Below are 18,305 nucleotides of genomic sequence, written 5' to 3'. Positions count from 1 at the left end.
TACCCTATCCTTCGAACTTTCACCACAATTTTCCATTACCGGTCTGTCAAAATAAATGTGCTGGTCCCCGGTCAGGGCCGGTAGTACAGCTCATTCCAGCGCAGCTCATTCCGGAACTGGCGCAGGTCGGTATTTTTGCCAATGAGGGTATACTCTATACCGGCCATATCGGCAAAGTCCTGCAAGTGCTCGGCGGTCAGGTTCTGGCTATAGCAGGTGTGGTGCGCACCGCCGGCCAGAATCCACGCCGCGCAGCCTTCGTGCATCGTCGGGTACGGTTTCCATAACACCCGGGCTACGGGCAGTCGGGGCAGATCTTGTACAGGCGTGACTGCCTCCACCTCGTTCACCAAAAGCCGAAAGCGATTGCCCATGTCGATGACCGATGCATTCAGGGCCGGGCCGGCCGCTGCGTTGAACACCAGGCGTACCGGGTCGGCCTTACCACCGATGCCCAGCGGATGGATCTCGCACGAGGGCTTGCCGTCGGCAATGGACGCACAAATTTCCAGCATGTGCGCGCCCAGCACCAGCGGGTTGGCCGGATCAAAATGATAGGTATAGTCTTCCATGAAAGAGTTTCCCCCCGGCAGGCCGCTGCCCATGGTTTTCATGGCGCGCACCAACGCGGCCGTCTTCCAGTCGCCTTCCGCACCGAACCCATAGCCATCGGCCATGATGCGTTGTACCGCCAGACCCGGCAATTGTACCAGGCCATGCAGGTCTTCGAACGTATCGGTAAAGCCCTTGAAGTTTCCCGCCGTCAGGAATTCCCGTAGGCCCAATTCAATCCGGGCAGCTTCCTGTAGGGAGGCCTGCTGCGCACCGCCCTTGCGCAACGTGTCTGCCACCCGGTAGCTCCCTTCGTATTCGTCCACCAGAGAGGCGACGGCCGAATCGGATATGGACCGGATAACCTGTACCAGGTCGCCCATACCATAGCCGTTGACCGAATAGCCGAATTTGATCTCTGCTTCTACCTTATCGCCTTCGGTCACGGCCACCTGGCGCATGTTGTCGCCAAAGCGGCAGAACCGCGCGCCTTGCAGATCGTGCCACCCCGCGGCGGCGCGCATCCACACCTGGAGGCGCTCGTGCACGTACGCATCCTGCCAGTGGCCCACGACCACCTTGCGCTCCAGGCGCATCCGCGACATGATAAATCCAAACTCACGGTCGCCGTGCGCGCTCTGGTTCAGGTTCATAAAATCCATGTCGATACCCGACCACGGAATGTCGCGGTTAAACTGGGTGTGCAGGTGAAGCAAGGGCTTCTGCAGAATCTTCAATCCACCGATCCACATTTTAGCGGGCGAGAAAGTATGCATCCAGGCCACCAGGCCGATGCAGGTCGCGTGCCGGTTGGCCTCCTGGCATACCTGGTATATCTCCTCGGGCGTCTTCAGCACCGGCTTATATACCACTCGCACGGGAATTGCCGGCGTGGCATCCAGCGTCCGGGCGATCTCCTCGGAGTGGGCCGCCACTTGCTTCAGTGTTTCTTCACCATACAAAAACTGGCTTCCCGTTAGAAACCAAACCTCCAGCGTCTTCAGATTCGTCATGATTATTGTCGTTTGTCTATATCGTTGTTTTGTTATTGTCCGTAATAAGAATGGGGGCCGTGCTTACGCTCGTAGTGTTTGCGAATAAGCGACTCCTTCAGGCGTGCGGCATCGGGCTGTATCTGGCGTGTGAGATAGGCCATCTGCGCGACCGACTCCAGCACCGCGCTGTTGTAGACAGCTTTGTGACAATCTTTGCCCCATGTAAACGGCGCGTGATTTCCTACCAGGATCATTTCCATGTCGCGGTGGCTCAGCTTGCGCTCCGCCAGGCAGTGGAGAATCTGGAAGCCTGTTTGATATTCATAGTCTCCCGCGATCATCTGGTCGTCCATGGGTGGCGCGCACGGTATGTCGGCCGTGGTATGGTCGGCATGGGTCGTGCCGAAGATGGGAATGTCTGACAGCGCCTGCGCCCAGGCGGTGGCATAGGTAGAATGTGTATGGACAATGCCGCCGACGTCGGGCCAATGGCTGTATAATACCGCGTGCGTCTTTGTATCAGACGAGGGGCGCAACGCACCGTCTACTACATTTCCGTCGAAATCCACGATCACCATCTTGGCCGGCGACAGCTCGTCGTAGGGCACGCCGCTGGGCTTGATGGCAAACACACGCTGCTCGTGATCGGCGGCGCTGACGTTCCCAAAGGTAAACAGCACCAGCCCAAGCTTGGGCAGCTGCAGGTTGGCATCGTAGGCTGCCGCGCGGATCGCATCATATTGTTTTTTCATGGCAGGCTATACATTAGGCGAAGGCTCCCTGTACACGTTGTGAATCGGCCTGTACGGGTTGAACCGACTGTTCGATCATCGCGCCAAAGGCCTGATATTTTTTATACCGTGATTGATAGTAGTCCACAGTCGCCGGTTGCGGCTCGAAGGCAAGGTCAAACCCCTGCCCCATCGCCTGCATAGCCACCTCTACGGAGGGGTGTATTCCGGCGGCCGTGGCGGCGAACATTGCCGCCCCCAGGGCACAAGTCTGTTCCGAGCGATGGATGCGGATGGATTTGTTCATGACATTGGCCATCACCTGCATGACATACGGCGCCTTGCGCGCCACGCCACCCAGGGCGATGATCCCTTTTACCGGTATACCTTCGTATTGGAAGCGGTCGGCAATGGCCTTCGCGCCAAAACACGTGGCCTCCACCCAGGCTTTGAACAATGCCGGCGCATCGCTGCCCAGGCTTAAGCCCATTAGTCCGCCGGTCAGCATTTGATTTGCATCCGGCGTGCGCCGGCCATTGAGCCAGTCGACGGCCAGCTCGTCGTGCTCGTCCAGCGGAAGTAATGCCGCTTGTGCCGCAAGCGTGGCGATGAGTTTGTCGCCCAGCTCGGTCTTTAGCTGCCGGGCTGTTTCCGGGGGCACCAGCGAAGAGCTTTCCAGCAAGGTCTCCACCGGCCACAGCAATAGTTTTTTATACCAGGCATATACATCGCCAAAAGCCGATTGCCCGGCCTCCAGTCCGATCATGCCCGGCAATATCGATCCATCCACCTGACCGCAGATACCGCTGATCAGCTTGTTCTCCATATCCTGGTGGGGGATCACCATCATGTCGCAGGTAGAGGTACCCATGACCTTGCTGAGATAATATGGCTCGATCTGGCCACCTACCGCGCCCATGTGGCAGTCAAATGCACCAATCCCCACAACAACATTCGTCGACAACCCCAGCCGCGCTGCCCATGCGGAGCTTAGCCGGCCCGCCGCGTGTGAGGCCGTGTAGGTAGTGCGCCCCAACGTCTGCACATATCCTTTCAACAGCGGGTCGAGTGAAGTAAAAAAGTCTTCGGGTGGATAGCCGTCAAACGCGGCGGACCACAAGCCTTTGTGTCCGGCGGCGCATACACCACGTTTTATTGCGTCGGCGTGTTGCCCACCGGTCAGCAGGAAGGGTATCCAATCGCAGTGTTCCACCCAGGTATAGCACGCCTCGCGCACCGCGGCGTCTGCACGCAAGGTGCGCAGCAGTTTGGCCCAGTACCATTCCGACGAGTATATGCCGCCGACGTATTGTAAATAGTTGCCGCCAAATACCTGCGCATGCGAATTAATCTCGGCGGCCTCGCCGACGGACGTATGGTCTTTCCACAAGAGAAACATAGCGTGCGGGTTCTCTTCAAAGCCGGCCGTCAGCGCCAGCGGCGTACCGGTGCGGTCGACCGCGACGGGCGTCGACCCCGTGGTGTCTATGCTGATGCCTTTGACGTGAGCCGGCGCATTACCACCCGCCTGTGCCAGGCACGCGCGGACCGTATACTCAAGCCCTTCGATGTAATCTTTCGGGTGTTGCCGGAACTGATTCGTCGCCGGGTCGCAATACAGGCCGTCGCGCCAGCGCGGATAATAAAATACGCTCGTCGCGAGCTCTTCTCCGTTCGTGGCATTTACCAGCATGGAACGAACCGAGTCCGTTCCAAAGTCAATTCCGATCACCAATGAATCGTGCGCCATAGTGGTTATATCATTATACTATTTCTTGTACCAAATACAATTAATAAAACACAAATTTTAACTGACACCTTTTCTGCACCACCCATCGTTACCTGTTTGCTTTCGTACCGAAATACATCTTCGGGCTGTAGCCCCTTGCTATTTCACGCGTTATACGTAGCCAGTTATCAGAAATATTAATTATATTATTAAACGTAACGTTTACAATTAATAAAACAAAATTCTACTTTAGATTTTTCCAATCAAAACCATTCGTCATAATTTTTACCGATGGGAGAAATGACCCGATCAATCCATGCACCGCAAGCTTACGGAACGGCTTTTATGCCCTTTTGCATTTTTGTACCTTTGTTTTATGAAAACATGCCTCCTTTCCGTACCGTATGACAGTGGTCATCACCGTAAACGCCTGGCCGTAGGGCCGCCCATCCTGATCGATGCCGTTGCACAACAGTTACCCGCATGGGGGCATAGCGCCCGGAAGGCCGAGGTCTTTGTCGACGCGCCGTTCTTTACCGAGGTCACCACGAGCTTTGCCGTGGCCCGTGCCGTGGCGAAGCAGGTGGCCGAAGCCAAACAACGGGGAGAGTTTCCCATCGTGTTCAGCGGAAATTGTAATGCTGCCGCACTGGGCACACTCAGCGGCCTGCAGGAAGACCTGGGCGTGATCTGGTTTGATTGCCACGGCGACTTTAACACACCCGAGACCACCATCGGTGGCTTCCTCGACGGCATGGCGCTGTCGATTGTCGCCGGACAATGCTGGACACAACTGGCCGAATCGATTCCCGGCTATGCCCCCGTGGCAGAAGACAAGATCATCCTGGCCGGCGCCCGCGACGTCGACGCCCTGGAAGCCCATCGGCTGGCAGCCTCCGCCGTACGGTTGATCACCCCTGCCACCCTCGCCCAACCCGAAAACGCGTTTGACGATTTCACGCTTCCCGTGCACGCAGTATACCTGCACCTTGACCTGGATGTGCTCGATCCTGACTATGCCCAGGTTAACGAATACAGCACGCCGGGTGGCTTGTCGCCGGAAACCTTGTACCATGCCATCGACAGCATCCGCCGCCGTTATACTATTGCCGGCGTAGGTATCACTGCCTACGATCCTTCCCTTGATCCAAATGCACGCATACCCGAAGTCGCTGTAGAGGTGATTAAACGAATCGTTTCATGATATGAAGCTATTCCGCGAGCTGGTTGAATTTAAGAAAACCGATCGCACATGGCATTTGCCCGTGCTGGCCGGCCTGTGTGTAGGCATACCGGTATTAGCCGGCTATTATACAGGCCACCTCGTCGACGGCAAGCTGGCGTCGATGGCCGGTTTGGTGATCTTATACCTGCAGGTTCAACAACAAGTGGCCAACCAGCTGATAAAGCTCATGGCCTGCTCGTTTGGTTTGATGGTGTCGTTTACGATCGGCGCCATTGCCAGTTTCCATCCGTTGTGGTCGTGCCTCATTCTCGGTATATATGCCTCCACCGTTCACCTGGCGCTGTTTTACCTCAAGATGAACAAGCCACCCGGCAACTTCTTCTTTATCATGATCGCTTCGGTGGCCGTGTGCCTGCCACACGACCTGGCCATCGTGCCGCACCGCATTGGCCTGGTAGGCATTGGCACGATGACCTCCTGCCTCCTGGCCTTCTTGTTTTTCCTGTTGATGAACAGACGCATGCCGGCAACGCCTGAAACCATCACGGTGGCGAAGAGCCGGTACGTAAACCTCATCGAATCTATAACATTCGGCTTCTTTGTCGGCGCCGCATTGCTCGCCGGCCGCCTCTTAAAGCTTGACAACCCCTATTGGATCCCTACTTCCTGCGCCGCCGTCATGCAGGGTGTCAGCGTCAAACACATCTGGCAGCGCAGTGTGCAACGTATTCTGGGAACCTTTGTCGGGCTTGTGTTAACATGGGCTATCCTCTTGCTCCATCCGCCGGTGCCAGTACTGTGTCTGAGCATTGTCTTGTTGCAGATTATCGTCGAGATCCTGGTGGTACGCAACTATGGGCTAGCCGTCATTTTCATCACCGTGCTCACCATCTTCCTGGCAGAGTCAGGGGCTGCATTGGCGAGTGATCCGAATACGTTGCTCGCCACGCGGTTCATCGACATCTTCCTGGGCAGCGCCATGGGCTCACTGGGGGGATGGATCCTCTACAATGAAAAACTGCAGTTTGCTGCGACGAGGCAACTCCGAAAAACAAAGGTGATCTTGTCGAAGCTAAAAGAATAGTCCTTGTCAGGGCGCTGTATAATGGTCAATGACCACATCGTAAACGAACAGTTCGGCATAGCCCGCGGCGACGTTGTTGGATAAGAATGCAAAATTGAACTTGGCGACATCGGTCAGGTCGAGTGGTTTCAGTCCACCGGTAAACTGCGTAAAGGGCACTGTCACGGTTGTGCTCTTTGCCGACGCCGGTAACTCGATATGATTTTGAATTCCGCCGTGCACCCCCGTCTGACGCAACTGAACAAGGAAGGTCTGGTTTGCTTTGTACGTGATGCGTATAGCGTTGCTGCCGGAAAGATCGACACGGGGCGCCTCCACATCCGGCGGCGTGTTTGCCAGCGGAAACGATACTTCTCCATATTCCCGTACATCGAATTTCACCTGCATCCAGGTGGAATCGTTCTGCTGGACCAACGCATTTGTACCGGTGGCCGGGATGCGCTGTACGGTTTGAGCATCGTGACCCGTTTGCCATGTTGTAAACCCGCCAACCGATGCTGACCGGTGAAGCAACCGCTTCGGACCGGCGCAGGCCATCAGCAACAACAGCATACCAACGATATTTCTCATTCTACGACAGGGGGTTTGTCAGTCGCCAGCCACCGTTCGACAAATTCAAACACCGTACGGCTCCATATGCTGGCCGCACAATATAATAACATTAACGGGATGAAGTTAAACAGCCCTCGGCGGTATGCGTCGCCGATCCAGTCCGTAGAGTCCGGCATAAAGTCCGTATCCAGCTGATAGAATACCAACAAATAAAGTAACCACGCGACTGCGATGATACCCAGTAGGGGTAGTGTCTGCCGTTGTTTTCCGAAGTAAGGTATATTCAGGAACACGATCGCCACGAACAAATACACCACGGCACCATAATACGCCCCATGAAAGGTCACTTCCAGCACACGGCTCCACATACGGGAGAGCTTGCCGGCATCCCAGGTGAGCATGAAGTCCATGGGCTGATCACCCGTTACCTGCAGCACACCGTGCAGATAGGCTTGCCAACTACCCCAGAAGACCAGACAGGCAGCGCCAAAGATCAGCACCGACCAGACGCGTTTTTGCCGGATACTCCACCACAGCACCAACCCGCCTGCTACTACGGAAAACACAATCGCCTCGGGGCGCGTCCACAAGGCCAGCACGATTAACACGCTCCCAATGCGCAGGTCCGCGTGAGACGACGTATCGACGGCACGCCACAACGCCAGCAGGCCGACGGCACAATAGTATGCGCAAATGGGATTGGACGATGACAGCGATGCGAAGTTGAACAGTTCGGGCACAGATAAGAACAAGACAGTATAAAAAGCCGCGCCCAGGTGTGTCGTGACCCGCGTCAGGAAGGCATATAAAGAGACGGCCAGCGATGCATAAAATATCACGACGACGACGTGGGAGGTCTCAAAACCCAGCAGGTACACAAAGGCAAAGTTAAGCGCCACCAGTGGCGGGTACAGGCTGCGCAGGCTATAGAGCGGGTGTTGCGGATCAAAGATCGCGTTGTGTAAGGTCCCCTCCTGCGCCACGGCCTTCGCCACAAAGTCAAATCCGTAGATACTGTCGTAAATATATACGGGCCAGAACAACGCCCGCGCAGTGACAACATATACCAGGAACACTGCGATGCCCACGAGGAATATCCAGGCCAGGTTTATCGGAAAGAGCCTTTCCAATAAGCTCTTTATCTGTACAGGGGGTCGATACCGTCGCAGGATATATACCGCCAGCACCATTATCAGTACCAGCTCGATTGCCAGTACCAGGGCAACGTGCCGCAGGGATACGCCGCACAGGTCGAGCACAAACATCAGCAGCGCATTGGCCCCGAGGCCAACGGGCCAGGCGTAGCCCATTTTCTCCCCAACAGGAAGTTGGTAGGCTAGCAGATTAACGATGGCGACGCCAAACAGGAACGTGATAAACAGGCCGGCTATTTCCATAACAACGGATTAAAAGGGCATAACATCATACGGATATTTTTTGTCTACGGGATACGCAAGCTTGTCATATCCCCAGTAGTGAACGATCGCTACATGCGTGGGACGAAGGTGTGACGACCCGGCGCCGAGATCGTCGCTGTAGACCAATCGGCGTGGGTATACAAAATAGCTGGCCCATCCGCGGTTGGTAATCCAATAGTCGATAAACGCATGCTCGCCGTCCGGCTTGCGAAAAACACTGTCCGGTGGCATCAGGATCACTGCAGTCTCCGGCGTTCTTGACCGCAGCAATTGCAGGTAGGTAAAATTATAGCCCAGTTTTATCTCCCGGCGATCGTCGTAGCTCAGGTCTTCGTACTGTTGCTGGGCTGCCCGTTCCTGCAGGAGTTTGTTAAAAAGTAAATCATACCCGGTGTTGGCTTTTACCAGAAGCACGAACACCGAAAACACCCCTGCCAATACCACGAGGTTTTTAACGATATAACGCGCTGACGGAGTACCTCTCAATTTTTTCATAACGGAATTTGCCACGACAGGCAAACGCAAATATAGGCAAACACATCGTTATTGCCACGACACCAGTCGCCGTGAACACACCGGCATGCCGTGGCAGGGCACTGTCGGGTTCTTCACAACGGTGCAGATAGCGCGCAGCGCACCCGTTATTGCTGACTATCCGGCGGCGTTAATCCAAAAGCTTCGGCCAGCAACGTAAACGATCGCAGCCGGTCCTGCTGGGCATAGGTCATTGTCGAGACGATGATCTCGTCTATACCGTAGGCATCGGCCAGCGCTGTGAGCTGTTCCTTTACCTGTCCGGGTGTACCCGATACGATGCGCCCCCGATTGTGTTCGAGGCGCAGCTGCTCCTCTGCTGAAAACTGGTAGTTGGCAATTGCTTCGTAGGGACCGATGGGCTCAAAGCGTCCTCGCTCAAACATGAGCAATGTATAGTCACTCAACTTGCGCAGCTGGCTGGCCTTCTCTTCCGTGTCGGCGCAAAATACCGTGATGCCCAGCATTGCCTGAGGCTCGGGAAACTGATCGGATGGACGAAACTGTTTACGGTATTGTTCTGTCAGCTCGGGCCCGGCATGGCCATTGATGAACCGGGCAATCACCAACCCCAGTCCCAACTGGGCGGCAAGGGTACTGCTACCACCGGCGCTGCTACTCAGGACCCATTGCTGCGGTATACCCGGGCTTTGTGGCACGGCGAGCAATCGACCGTACTCGGTGCCGGCCTCGTCGCGAAAATAAGCATACAAGTGCTCGAGCTGCTCACGGTAGTCCTCTTCGCGAAATCTATTGGAAGGGTTTAACAACGACGACGTAATGCGATCGCCGCCGGGTGCGCGCCCCGTACCCAGGTCAATACGACCGGGGAAAAGCGTTTCCAGCATACGAAAGTTCTCCGCCACCTTCAATGCGCTGTGGTTCGGCAACATAATGCCGCCGGAGCCAATGCGGATCGTGCGGGTCTCGTCCGCCAGCTTGACCATCAATACCTCCGACGTCGAACCGGCAATCATCGTGGAGTTGTGATGCTCGGATACCCAAAACCGGTGATAGCCTAATTGCTCGGCCAACCTGACCGTCTCAATCGTCTCGGCAATAGCCTGTGTTGCCGTCCCGCCCTGGCGCACAATAGACTGATCTAAGATGCTAAGCCGTAAAGATCGTGCTGCCATGGCTATTGCGCGATCAGTGTTACATATCTGAAAAACAGCGAATTATCAAGAATCGAAAGGTTCATAGCCGGAAATTTGATACTGTTGGATAGAAAAGAACACAACGGAACGTCCCATAGCTTAGTTCCTATGTTACCTTAATGTTACGTTATTTATCATTTAGTTAAGTTATCTATATGTTATCGGTTTGTTACCCGGGCTGTGGTTCTTTTGCATCCAAATTACACCACCATGCCGCGAACCTCGTCTGTCCGCCACCTTCTCCCCTTTGTTTTCTTCGCCTGGGTATTACCCCTAGGCGACATAGTGGCGCAGGATCCTGACTCGGTTAAAATGCGCAAAGCAAAGCCAATCGAATGGTTTAGGAAGATCAGTCTGCGCGGCTACGCACAAATACGCTATAACAAACTGCTGGAAACAAACCCCGACCTGGGCTGTGAGCAGTGCGACAAATCGTGGGGCGGTGACAACGGCTTCTTCTTCCGTCGCATTCGCCTAATCGTATTCGGGCAGGTACACGAACGGGTATATGTATACATCCAACCCGACTTTGCTTCGTCGGCTTCGTCCAGCGCCATGAACTTTGCCCAGATCCGCGATGCTTACTTCGACGTGGGGCTTGACAAAGACAACCAATGGCGCCTGCGCTTTGGACAAAGCAAAGTGCCCTACGGTTTTGAGAACCTGCAGTCCAGCCAAAACCGTATTCCCCTCGACCGCAACGATGGTATCAACAGCGCGCTCAGCAATGAGCGGGACATTGGTGTATTTGTTTACTGGGCGCCCAAAAAGATCCGCGAGCGTTTTTCCTACCTGGTGAGTTCCGGACTGAAAGGCTCCGGCGACTATGGTGTTGTAGGATTCGGCCTCTTCAACGGTCAGACTGCTAACCGCAACGAGGGCAACGACCAACCCCACGTGGTGGCACGTGTATCTTACCCGTTCCAGTTTGGCGAGCAATATATCGAGCCGGGCTTACAGGCCTACACGGGCAAAGCCGTCGTAGGCTCCGTATCCGAAGGCGTGGCCGGTGCCAATCCCAACTTTGAATACCTTGACCAGCGTGTAGCTGCCTCGCTGGTGGTCTATCCGCAGCCCTTTGGCCTCACAGCCGAATACAACGTAGGCACCGGCCCGGAGTACGATCCTGCCACCAACTCCATTCAATCAAAAGACCTGAAGGGCGGGTATGTCATGGCGTCTTACATGGCCCGTCTGCAAGAACACGTACTCATCCCCTTCGTACGTCACCATTATTATAACGGTGGTAAAAAGCACGAGCTCGACGCGCGAAGCTATCGTGTGAATGAATGGGAGATCGGGGCCGAATGGCAGCCGTTCAAGGCTTTTGAAGTCGTCGCCATGTATACTGTTTCCAGCCGACGATATGTAGACGCAGCGCGTCCCTCTAATTTTCAAGAAGGAAGCCTGGTCCGATTACAATTTCAGGTAAATTTGTAACGCATGAGCATCCTCTTCAAGCGTTATAAAAGAATTTTCCGTCGCAACCTCCAGCCGGTGTTTGCCGTGCTGGTGGCCAAACGCGATGGCATCTCGGCGGATTCGTGGGAGGAAGAAGTAAAACACACACTAATCCGCGTGGGCGAAAACCCCGTAGAGTATCTCGGTCAGGATCTGCCGCAGCAGTCCCTCCTGCTCACCATTCTGGAAGAGATTGAATACGAATTCTTAAAAGAAATGCGCAGCGCGCGCCATGTCACCCGGTCGTTACAGGACCTTCCGCCTACGGGTATCTAACAACTGTCGTTTTCGAAATTTCGTCGTGCCATCCGTGGCCGTCAAAGCAGGACAATGGTTCTAAAGGAATCAATCGTGCCAGTGTCCGGCGAATGATCGCGCTTTCATCTGGTACTGTACCGTTTTGCATGCGCACGCGGGTGTTCAACAGCAGTTTGCCCGGCGTAAGAAGGAACACACGCTCAAAGACAGCAAAATACAATATATAGAGCACGATCAGCACAAGCCATTCATATGGTAGCATTTCAAGATGGATCGATGCAACGAGTGTCAGAAAAATAGCTACATCTATCGCATAGCTGTAAAAACGCTGTATGGGTGTTGCCACAACGGGGTCAACAGACACAGACGCCTGCATCGTCCATTCGCGCTGAAAAAGTAACAAAACGCAATAGCCTATTACTGTCATCGCTAACATTGGAGACAATTGCGCCAGATCGTGCCCCGTCTTTCTGGCTGTTAGGAAGAATTTAACAAAGCCCACCAGTAAATGGCTGCCCTGGTATGCAAACATCAAGGATCCCAAAAATGCAAGGGCTTTTAGGGCGCCACCACTCATTACGAAGATCAACGCACATATACCGAGCACAAGCGTAGCCACTAGTGTCAGCAAAGGCGTGAATTGAAAGAAATTAACAGGGATAGGGCTGCCCCACATAAAAATGTAGTCTACTCCCAAGGCGTTGTACGGCTCAAAGCCGAGCCCATAAGACAACACATAAAAATAGGGTAGTATACTCAGTCCGCACGAAACCAACACGCTTACTCCCACCCAAATTCTAAAGTTCATAGACAAATATTTCTATAAAAATATAGGATTGTCGGTGAGACGTGAAAAGCATGTAATATTTTCAAAAATCACGACCGAAATATCGTTATACGACGATGTGTCAATCAGAAGAAAAGAGCGGGAAACGGGTCTCGAACCCGCGACCTGCAGCTTGGGAAGCTGCCGCTCTACCAACTGAGCTACTCCCGCGTAATAAATTACGATCTAAAGATAGTAAGCGCTAACACATGTGCAATACATCTCGCCCGTTTAAATCACTACCGGCTGTGCCAGACCCTCCGCATATACACCCTCGGAGGTCATGACAACCCGGCGGATCGTATCGTCCGGATTAAAGTAAATATAATCTATGCACACAGAACGATGATGGCTTCCGCCGCCGGGCAGTGCGCCATTGTGATAAATGAAATACGACCGTTCCTCATAATCGAGAATAAAACCTGAATTGGTTTGACAGTTACCGGCGATCTCGTTCAATATGCCGCAAAACTCCCAGGAGCCCTCCAGGCTGCGGCTGCGGCAATAGACGATCTTTTCCGGCATGCCCGATCCGTACGAGAGATAATACCATCCACGCCGTTTATACAGCCGTGATCCCTCCTGGAAATCCGGCAAATCCAGTTTTTGGATCGCCCCATCCAACGCGGTCATATTCTCGTTCAATCGCGCATAATAAGCTTGCCCGTTCCCCCAGAAAATATAAGCTTGTCCCCGGTCGTCGATGATCACCGCAGGATCCAGGTTGTTCATGCTTCCGGGCGCAGCATCAATCATCTTGTTGGTGATCAACGCCGTTCCGCGCGCGTCGTGAAAAGGCCCCCACGGCGCATCGGCCACCGCGACGCCAATCGCCTTACCGGCAATGGTAGCATGGGTAACGGCAGTATACCAATAGAATTTTCCATGCCGGGCGATCACCTGCGAACCAAAGGCATCACCCTGCGCCCACGAAAAGTCCAGCGCCCGGAGTGGGGAACCGTGTGGCTGCCAGGTGCGCATGTCGGAGGATGAGAAGCACAACCATTCGCGCATGATGTACGCTTGCTGACCAGGTTCCGCCTCGTCGCGTCCCGTAAACAAATACACTCGCCCATCATACACCACCGCCGACGGGTCGGCTGTATATACATGCTGGATAATCGGATTGCCTCTTGCATGGGCGGTGCCTGGCGCCGCCGCGTGCGGTTGTTCAATTGCGCGGATCATACACCTATAACTAAAAATTAATGCCCGTCGTAAGCGACAGGCATATTTTTTTCTGGTGGGCAGTTACCGGTAATACATTACCTGGCAATCGGGATGAGTCTTCTGAAAGCTCTCTACCTGCTTGGCCGATATCTTTGTGTTATAACACTTCAGCGTCTTCATGGGCAGCTCCTGCAGCGGGTCGATCTTTTTAACCTCCGTGTTCGAGCAATCCAGGAACTCGAGCGACCGCAGTGTTTCCAACGCCGTTAACGTCTTGATCTGCGTACCGGCACAATTCACTTTTTTGAGGTTTTGCAGGTTGCCTAGCGGCTTCAGATCTTCTGTTGGTGTATTGGAAATATCGAGGTCTTCCAGGTTTGTCAGCTCTGCCAACGGATCAAGCTTGCGCAGCGGGCTGTGCGTAAGGTGCAGCGACGTCAGCGTCTTCACCTTCGTCAGCGGTGTGATGTCGGTAATCGCCGTGCCTGCAAAATGTAATTCCGAAAGTCGGATAAAGACTTGCAGCGGCGTAAGATCCTGAATACGCGTCTCGCCGGCGTGTACTGTCCTCAACTCGATCAGTCGGTGCAGATCTTCGCGGGTCGGCTGCGCCTGCATGCGCAGCTGGGTGGTAAAAATCTCTTTCCAATCGTCGGTAACGCCGTTCCACCACGCTTGCAGCGAATCGGTCTGATAGACCACCAGGCACTCTGCGTGCTGACGCAAGAGCTGACGTGCCTGCTCGTCGGTAATCGCGGTCTTGTCTGCATATACCTTGCGCAGGCTTCCGGCCGACGCCAGCGGCTCCAGCGTTTGTATTTTGCTGCCGTCCGCCAGCAATGTGGCCAGCTTCTTAAAGCGTCCCGCCACGGCCAGGTCGTCTACGGGCGTATCGCGAATGTCGAGCGTGCGAATCTCCTGATGATCTTGTAAAGGCATCAAATCGCGGATCGATGTTTTCGCGGCTATCACCACTTTCAACTTGGTAAGCTTTTCGAGCGGGTCCAGACTCCGAATCTGCGCATTGCCCCCCAGGTTGATTGAATCGAGTGTCGTGATGCGTGCCAGCTCTTCTTTGCCTGGTTCGGCCGCCGTGCGGGCAGCATCCCGGAAGATCTTTTGCCATACGGCCGGCAGCGTATCCCACCAACCCTTCAGGTCCTCCGAGTCAAAGATCACCAACACCCCCGGATTCGCGGCAATAAAAGCATCGGCCGCTGCACGGTCAATGGAGGTGTGGTCACAGTATACCTTCTCGAGGTGTGTTAATGCGTCCAGTGGCGCCAGCGTTGCCACCGGCGTATAATTCACGTACAAAGTCTTTAATCCTTCCAGGCTGCTCAACGGCGTGAGGTCAGCATGGCGGGTGCTGTCCAGGCGCAGGATCATCAGCTTCTTCATGCCCTTCAAGCCACTTAAATCGGTTAAGGCCGTTTGCGAAAGGTTCAGCTCCTGCAAATTCACCAACGGTTCCAATACTGTCGATTGTGCCAGCGTTGTTCCGCTCACATCCAGCTGTTTCAATGACGTGAGCTTGCCCAGCACAGTAAAGTCATTGGCCTCGAGGTTCTCCATTTTCAGGAATTCCAGCCGGGTCATGCGCTCTACGGGCGCCAGATCGCGTACCTTGGTGTAACCGAAGTTGAGGCGCTGCAGGTTCTCGGCATACTTCAGGGGTGTCAGGTCGGCGACACCGGTGTGCGCCAGGTTCAGATCCACGAGCTCTGTCTGATTTCGAATGGGACTGATGTCGGTAACAAAGGTATTCGATATGTCCAGCGTCCGCAGACCTACCAATGCCGCCAGCGGCTCGATGTTCTGAATATAACTGTTGCGGCTCAGGTCCAGCGACTCGATCGCCGTGACGTTCTTGATGTCGCTCATCGTCACGCTGTCTGCCAGGCCAAGCTTGCGGGTAAAAATCTCCTGCCACTCGTATGAGAGCTGGTTCCACCACTCCAGCAATGCCCCCTTCTCGTTAAATTCGTTGGTATAGATGCTGACGATCTTCAGGTCCTGGTCGTCGGGATTATAGTTGATTTCGACAAAGCGCTTCAGCGTGCTGTTGACAGCTTTACCTGCCACAGTGGTACCTTTCATGTTACGCCCGAGCGTTACTTTATAAAAGAGCTTGTCGCCCGCCAGGGTCTTCTGTTGAATTTCGTCGATGGTAAATTCAAACTTGACGTCGTCGAAAAAGAAATCGACGTCTTTCAGATATGCCTGTACGTCTTTGTTGGTAATGACCTTCCGGTCTGCATCCAGGTCGTCTTCGATCTGCACTTTGCCGTCGCGGAAGATTTTGTTATAGCTCTCCGTCACCAGCACATCTTTATCCCGCGCCAGGGTTGCGCTGCTGCCCAGGGTGTTCAGCACATATTCCAGGAACGCCACCATGTCGCGCACCTTCGCCTCGTGGCCCGTCGCATCAACGGGCTTCGCGGTCACGTCGGGCGGCGGCGCCGTCTTGGTGTCCTGCTTTTTAGGAGCAGTGGTCGGCGTAGTCTTCTTGGCAGGCTGTTGACCTTTCTTGGTGGTCTGTCCCTTCTTCGCCGGCTTTTTTTGCTGGGCTTCGACAGGGGCTACATACACCAGGAGCAGGAAAACTGTGATCAGCCACAGTTTATTTCGTTTCATAATACAAGTACTTTCTGAGAATATTACGTTCCGACTCGCTCTTCAGACTCACCAGGTTTGAGATTAACCAGCCGTTGTTGTTGCCGGGGCGGTTAAACTCAGCAAGCTCAAAGTACCAGCCGGGAATCTGAAAAAAGTGAAACTTCACTTCGTCTACGGTCTTAAATTTAAGACTTCCCTTCTTGATCTCATATAAGAACACCGAAAGATGATCGGCTACAAAGCGCTTACCGGCAAACTGGCTGACGCTGTCGCTGTTCTGAAACGCCTTGCGCAGGTTCATAAAGTCCAACTCGTGACTGAGGGGATGTAGAAACTTGCCCACCTTGGTGGTATCGCGCTTAAAATACGGGTCAAACATATCCGCATGTACTTTGTCGATTACCCACTTGGAACCCAGGTGATCTTTCTCCAACGTCAGGAACAAGATAATGGTCTGAGCCTTATTGTTGTACAAAAAGGTAGTGTGCACCTCGGCAAACCAATTGCCGCCGTGGAAGTCCAGTATAACAGGCTTCGTGCCCTCCAACACGTCCTTGCCGAACTGCGCCTTCAGGTCGGCTTTTATACCGGCGTTGCTGGCGTCGAACAACATGCTCAGATACTTTTTACGAAGCTTCACGCTTTGGTATTGCCGGTCCTTCGTATCGTACCGATCGCCTTTGTCGTTCTCCTCGCCGTTAAATCTCCGGAAAAATTGGTTCACCTGTTTGGTCTCGGCATACAACCGGCTCTCATCGTCCATGTCGGAGACGAGCTGGGCCTGTACCGACGTTGTCGAGATCAGGCCCAGTACCAAAGAAAAAAAGATGGCGGCTCTTACGTAGATCATGCACTCGTTTCAGTCACCCGGATATCCCCTAGCATTACATCCCAGAACTCGATAATACGGCCCTGGATTTGGGTTTTCTTCCGCTCTACATAAATGGTAATATCTTTCTTTGTCGTGTCTTTATACTTCAGGCCGTCGTCGGATTCGCCTTCAAAACGTTGGTAGACCGTAACCACCCCTACATAACGCCCGTCGGGCTGACGTTCCAGGTCGCTGATATAGTGAATGTCATACCACTCGATCGACACACGGTCGTAGTTCAAAGCCATAAGACGCTCAAAGTATTTGCGCACCTTATAGTAGTTAACCTCCTTGCGGTTTAATGAGGAAACACCCATTTCGCTATCAGGAGCAAAAAGCTCTTCGGCACGATCCATTACACGCTGTGCCTCGGAGAATGGCGTCTTCTTATTGCCGATAATACTGATATACTTGCTCAGGTCGCGCACTTTTTCCAGCGCGAGCGAATCGATGGCTTGTTTTCGGGATGGGCTGATCTCACCTTTTTGCGCGGACACCTGTCCCAGGATACATACGCTCAGCAAAAGGGCATATACATATTTTATAGCATGCATGTTGTTATACGTTTTGAAAATGGAACATTATTTCTGCTTCACCAGCTCAACCTCTTTGATCTTACCGGAGCCGTCAAACTGGAGATTACCAATGCGGTCGGCGGTCTTCTTCTGATCTTTGAGATAATTCAAATAGTCTTTGATGTTGGTGGGACGATCATAATCTTTTTCACCGCCTTCTTCGTGAATTACGATCAGTACCGGTGTTGACGGCGAAGCAAACAAGGCGAGCGCTTCGTTGATGCTATTGTTCGCAGCCCCGGGGCTGGTGGCATTGGCTATAGCACTGAAATATTGTTCGAGCTTTTTCTGCGGACCAACAACTTCTTTTTCAGCACGGGCACGTGCTTCGGCATCGCGGCGGGCTTGCTCATCGGCCTCACGGCGACGGCGTGCCTCCTCTTCTTCACGCTGCTTGCGGGCGGCAGCTTCTTGCTCCATACGAGCTTTCTCGGCTGCCTGCTGTGCCTCCATGGCTTTCTTTTTACTCTTACAACCGGCGCCCATCGCCATCACTACGACCATTAAGGCCAATATCATAAATCGGGAAGATTTTTGAATAAGAAGTGTCATGTCTCTTGTTTTCTGTTTGATGATATTTTTTCACT

The 18,305-nt window shown here is 53.7% G+C and carries 17 protein-coding genes and 1 tRNA gene; 4 read left to right on the top strand and 14 right to left on the bottom strand.

The genetic code is table 11. The annotated features are described in order from the left end of the window. Nucleotides 1-71 precede the first annotated feature (71 nt). From araA to K7P01_RS24175, 3 genes are read right to left on the bottom strand one after another with little or no spacing between them, the layout of a single operon-like run. Nucleotides 72-1,565: an L-arabinose isomerase gene (gene araA / locus K7P01_RS24185; protein ID WP_267297157.1), complete on the bottom strand. Its 1,494-nt coding sequence runs from the start codon at nucleotides 1,563-1,565 to the stop codon at nucleotides 72-74. A gap of 32 nt (nucleotides 1,566-1,597) precedes the next feature. Continuing rightward, nucleotides 1,598-2,299 carry an L-ribulose-5-phosphate 4-epimerase AraD gene (gene araD, locus K7P01_RS24180; protein ID WP_267297156.1) on the bottom strand — a complete coding sequence of 234 codons (702 nt, stop codon included), beginning with the start codon at nucleotides 2,297-2,299 and terminating at the stop codon, nucleotides 1,598-1,600. A 13-nt stretch (nucleotides 2,300-2,312) separates the two neighbouring features. Further along, nucleotides 2,313-4,028, bottom strand: coding sequence for a ribulokinase (locus K7P01_RS24175; protein WP_267297155.1), 1,716 nt, complete (start codon nucleotides 4,026-4,028; stop codon nucleotides 2,313-2,315). A gap of 355 nt (nucleotides 4,029-4,383) precedes the next feature. Here K7P01_RS24175 and K7P01_RS24170 point away from each other — a divergent pair, with 355 nt between their 5' ends. Together K7P01_RS24170 and K7P01_RS24165 are read left to right on the top strand one after the other, a co-directional pair. Further along, complete coding sequence (locus K7P01_RS24170) at nucleotides 4,384-5,211, top strand: arginase family protein (RefSeq protein ID WP_267297154.1); 828 nt, start codon at nucleotides 4,384-4,386, stop codon at nucleotides 5,209-5,211. 1 nt (nucleotide 5,212) lies between these two features. Further along, nucleotides 5,213-6,277 carry an FUSC family protein gene (locus tag K7P01_RS24165; RefSeq protein ID WP_267297153.1) on the top strand — a complete coding sequence of 355 codons (1,065 nt, stop codon included), beginning with the start codon at nucleotides 5,213-5,215 and terminating at the stop codon, nucleotides 6,275-6,277. A gap of 6 nt (nucleotides 6,278-6,283) precedes the next feature. Here the strand turns inward: K7P01_RS24165 and K7P01_RS24160 are convergent, their stop codons facing one another. The 4 genes from K7P01_RS24160 to K7P01_RS24145 form a co-directional block, all read right to left on the bottom strand. Further along, entirely contained in the window at nucleotides 6,284-6,847 is a 564-nt protein-coding gene (locus tag K7P01_RS24160; protein WP_267297152.1) for a hypothetical protein, read from the bottom strand. After that, entirely contained in the window at nucleotides 6,844-8,226 is a 1,383-nt protein-coding gene (locus K7P01_RS24155) for a hypothetical protein (protein WP_267297151.1), read from the bottom strand. Before K7P01_RS24155 ends, K7P01_RS24160 begins: the two co-directional genes overlap by 4 nt. Nucleotides 8,227-8,235: 9 nt before the next feature. Continuing rightward, complete coding sequence (locus tag K7P01_RS24150; protein ID WP_267297150.1) at nucleotides 8,236-8,742, bottom strand: hypothetical protein; 507 nt, start codon at nucleotides 8,740-8,742, stop codon at nucleotides 8,236-8,238. Nucleotides 8,743-8,888: 146 nt separating this feature from the next. Beyond that, nucleotides 8,889-9,917, bottom strand: coding sequence for an LLM class flavin-dependent oxidoreductase (locus tag K7P01_RS24145; RefSeq protein WP_267297149.1), 1,029 nt, complete (start codon nucleotides 9,915-9,917; stop codon nucleotides 8,889-8,891). 333 nt (nucleotides 9,918-10,250) lie between these two features. Between K7P01_RS24145 and K7P01_RS24140 the strand changes: the two genes are divergently transcribed. Together K7P01_RS24140 and K7P01_RS24135 are read left to right on the top strand one after the other, a co-directional pair. Then, a complete protein-coding gene (locus tag K7P01_RS24140; RefSeq protein WP_267297148.1) occupies nucleotides 10,251-11,378 on the top strand; it encodes an OprO/OprP family phosphate-selective porin in 1,128 nt (375 codons plus the stop codon). A 3-nt stretch (nucleotides 11,379-11,381) separates the two neighbouring features. After that, entirely contained in the window at nucleotides 11,382-11,675 is a 294-nt protein-coding gene (locus K7P01_RS24135; protein WP_267297147.1) for a hypothetical protein, read from the top strand. On the opposite strand, the gene K7P01_RS24130 is transcribed toward K7P01_RS24135, so the two are convergent. From K7P01_RS24130 to K7P01_RS24100, 7 genes are all read right to left on the bottom strand, one after another. After that, on the bottom strand, nucleotides 11,662-12,465 hold the full coding sequence (locus K7P01_RS24130; protein ID WP_267297146.1) for an RDD family protein: 804 nt from the start codon (nucleotides 12,463-12,465) through the stop codon (nucleotides 11,662-11,664). The genes K7P01_RS24135 and K7P01_RS24130 overlap by 14 nt on opposite strands. Before the next feature lie 116 nt (nucleotides 12,466-12,581). Next, nucleotides 12,582-12,654 (bottom strand) — tRNA-Gly (locus K7P01_RS24125). Nucleotides 12,655-12,714: 60 nt separating this feature from the next. Continuing rightward, a complete protein-coding gene (locus K7P01_RS24120) occupies nucleotides 12,715-13,671 on the bottom strand; it encodes a glycoside hydrolase family 43 protein (RefSeq protein WP_267297145.1) in 957 nt (318 codons plus the stop codon). A 63-nt stretch (nucleotides 13,672-13,734) separates the two neighbouring features. Beyond that, nucleotides 13,735-16,290: a leucine-rich repeat domain-containing protein gene (locus tag K7P01_RS24115; RefSeq protein WP_267297144.1), complete on the bottom strand. Its 2,556-nt coding sequence runs from the start codon at nucleotides 16,288-16,290 to the stop codon at nucleotides 13,735-13,737. Continuing rightward, on the bottom strand, nucleotides 16,277-17,122 hold the full coding sequence (locus tag K7P01_RS24110) for a hypothetical protein (protein ID WP_267297143.1): 846 nt from the start codon (nucleotides 17,120-17,122) through the stop codon (nucleotides 16,277-16,279). The genes K7P01_RS24115 and K7P01_RS24110 overlap by 14 nt, the downstream gene beginning before the upstream one ends. Beyond that, nucleotides 17,119-17,697 (bottom strand): hypothetical protein, encoded by a 579-nt coding sequence (locus K7P01_RS24105; RefSeq protein WP_267297142.1) that lies wholly within the window; start codon nucleotides 17,695-17,697, stop codon nucleotides 17,119-17,121. Before K7P01_RS24105 ends, K7P01_RS24110 begins: the two co-directional genes overlap by 4 nt. 27 nt (nucleotides 17,698-17,724) lie before the next feature. After that, nucleotides 17,725-18,237, bottom strand: a complete 513-nt coding sequence (locus K7P01_RS24100; protein ID WP_267297141.1) for a nucleoid-structuring protein H-NS — start codon at nucleotides 18,235-18,237, stop codon at nucleotides 17,725-17,727. Between the last annotated feature and the right edge of the window lie 68 nt (nucleotides 18,238-18,305).

The organism is Parachryseolinea silvisoli (assembly GCF_021190955.1).
Taxonomy (GTDB): Bacteria; Bacteroidota; Bacteroidia; order Cytophagales; family Cyclobacteriaceae; genus Ohtaekwangia; species Ohtaekwangia silvisoli.
Note: the sequence above shows the minus strand (reverse complement) of the source record. Positions and strands in the feature narration are given on the sequence as shown.

Excerpts from the sequence above, each read along its gene's own strand:
- araA (WP_267297157.1), bottom strand. The coding sequence starts at position 1,565 with ATGACGAATCTGAAGACGCTGGAGGTTTGGTTTCTAACGGGAAGCCAG.
- araD (WP_267297156.1), bottom strand. The coding sequence starts at position 2,299 with ATGAAAAAACAATATGATGCGATCCGCGCGGCAGCCTACGATGCCAAC.
- K7P01_RS24175 (WP_267297155.1), bottom strand. The coding sequence starts at position 4,028 with ATGGCGCACGATTCATTGGTGATCGGAATTGACTTTGGAACGGACTCG.
- K7P01_RS24170 (WP_267297154.1), top strand. The coding sequence starts at position 4,384 with ATGAAAACATGCCTCCTTTCCGTACCGTATGACAGTGGTCATCACCGT.
- K7P01_RS24165 (WP_267297153.1), top strand. The coding sequence starts at position 5,213 with ATGAAGCTATTCCGCGAGCTGGTTGAATTTAAGAAAACCGATCGCACA.
- K7P01_RS24160 (WP_267297152.1), bottom strand. The coding sequence starts at position 6,847 with ATGAGAAATATCGTTGGTATGCTGTTGTTGCTGATGGCCTGCGCCGGT.
- K7P01_RS24155 (WP_267297151.1), bottom strand. The coding sequence starts at position 8,226 with ATGGAAATAGCCGGCCTGTTTATCACGTTCCTGTTTGGCGTCGCCATC.
- K7P01_RS24150 (WP_267297150.1), bottom strand. The coding sequence starts at position 8,742 with ATGAAAAAATTGAGAGGTACTCCGTCAGCGCGTTATATCGTTAAAAAC.
- K7P01_RS24145 (WP_267297149.1), bottom strand. The coding sequence starts at position 9,917 with ATGGCAGCACGATCTTTACGGCTTAGCATCTTAGATCAGTCTATTGTG.
- K7P01_RS24140 (WP_267297148.1), top strand. The coding sequence starts at position 10,251 with ATGCGCAAAGCAAAGCCAATCGAATGGTTTAGGAAGATCAGTCTGCGC.
- K7P01_RS24135 (WP_267297147.1), top strand. The coding sequence starts at position 11,382 with ATGAGCATCCTCTTCAAGCGTTATAAAAGAATTTTCCGTCGCAACCTC.
- K7P01_RS24130 (WP_267297146.1), bottom strand. The coding sequence starts at position 12,465 with ATGAACTTTAGAATTTGGGTGGGAGTAAGCGTGTTGGTTTCGTGCGGA.
- K7P01_RS24120 (WP_267297145.1), bottom strand. The coding sequence starts at position 13,671 with ATGATCCGCGCAATTGAACAACCGCACGCGGCGGCGCCAGGCACCGCC.
- K7P01_RS24115 (WP_267297144.1), bottom strand. The coding sequence starts at position 16,290 with ATGAAACGAAATAAACTGTGGCTGATCACAGTTTTCCTGCTCCTGGTG.
- K7P01_RS24110 (WP_267297143.1), bottom strand. The coding sequence starts at position 17,122 with ATGATCTACGTAAGAGCCGCCATCTTTTTTTCTTTGGTACTGGGCCTG.
- K7P01_RS24105 (WP_267297142.1), bottom strand. The coding sequence starts at position 17,697 with ATGCATGCTATAAAATATGTATATGCCCTTTTGCTGAGCGTATGTATC.
- K7P01_RS24100 (WP_267297141.1), bottom strand. The coding sequence starts at position 18,237 with ATGATATTGGCCTTAATGGTCGTAGTGATGGCGATGGGCGCCGGTTGT.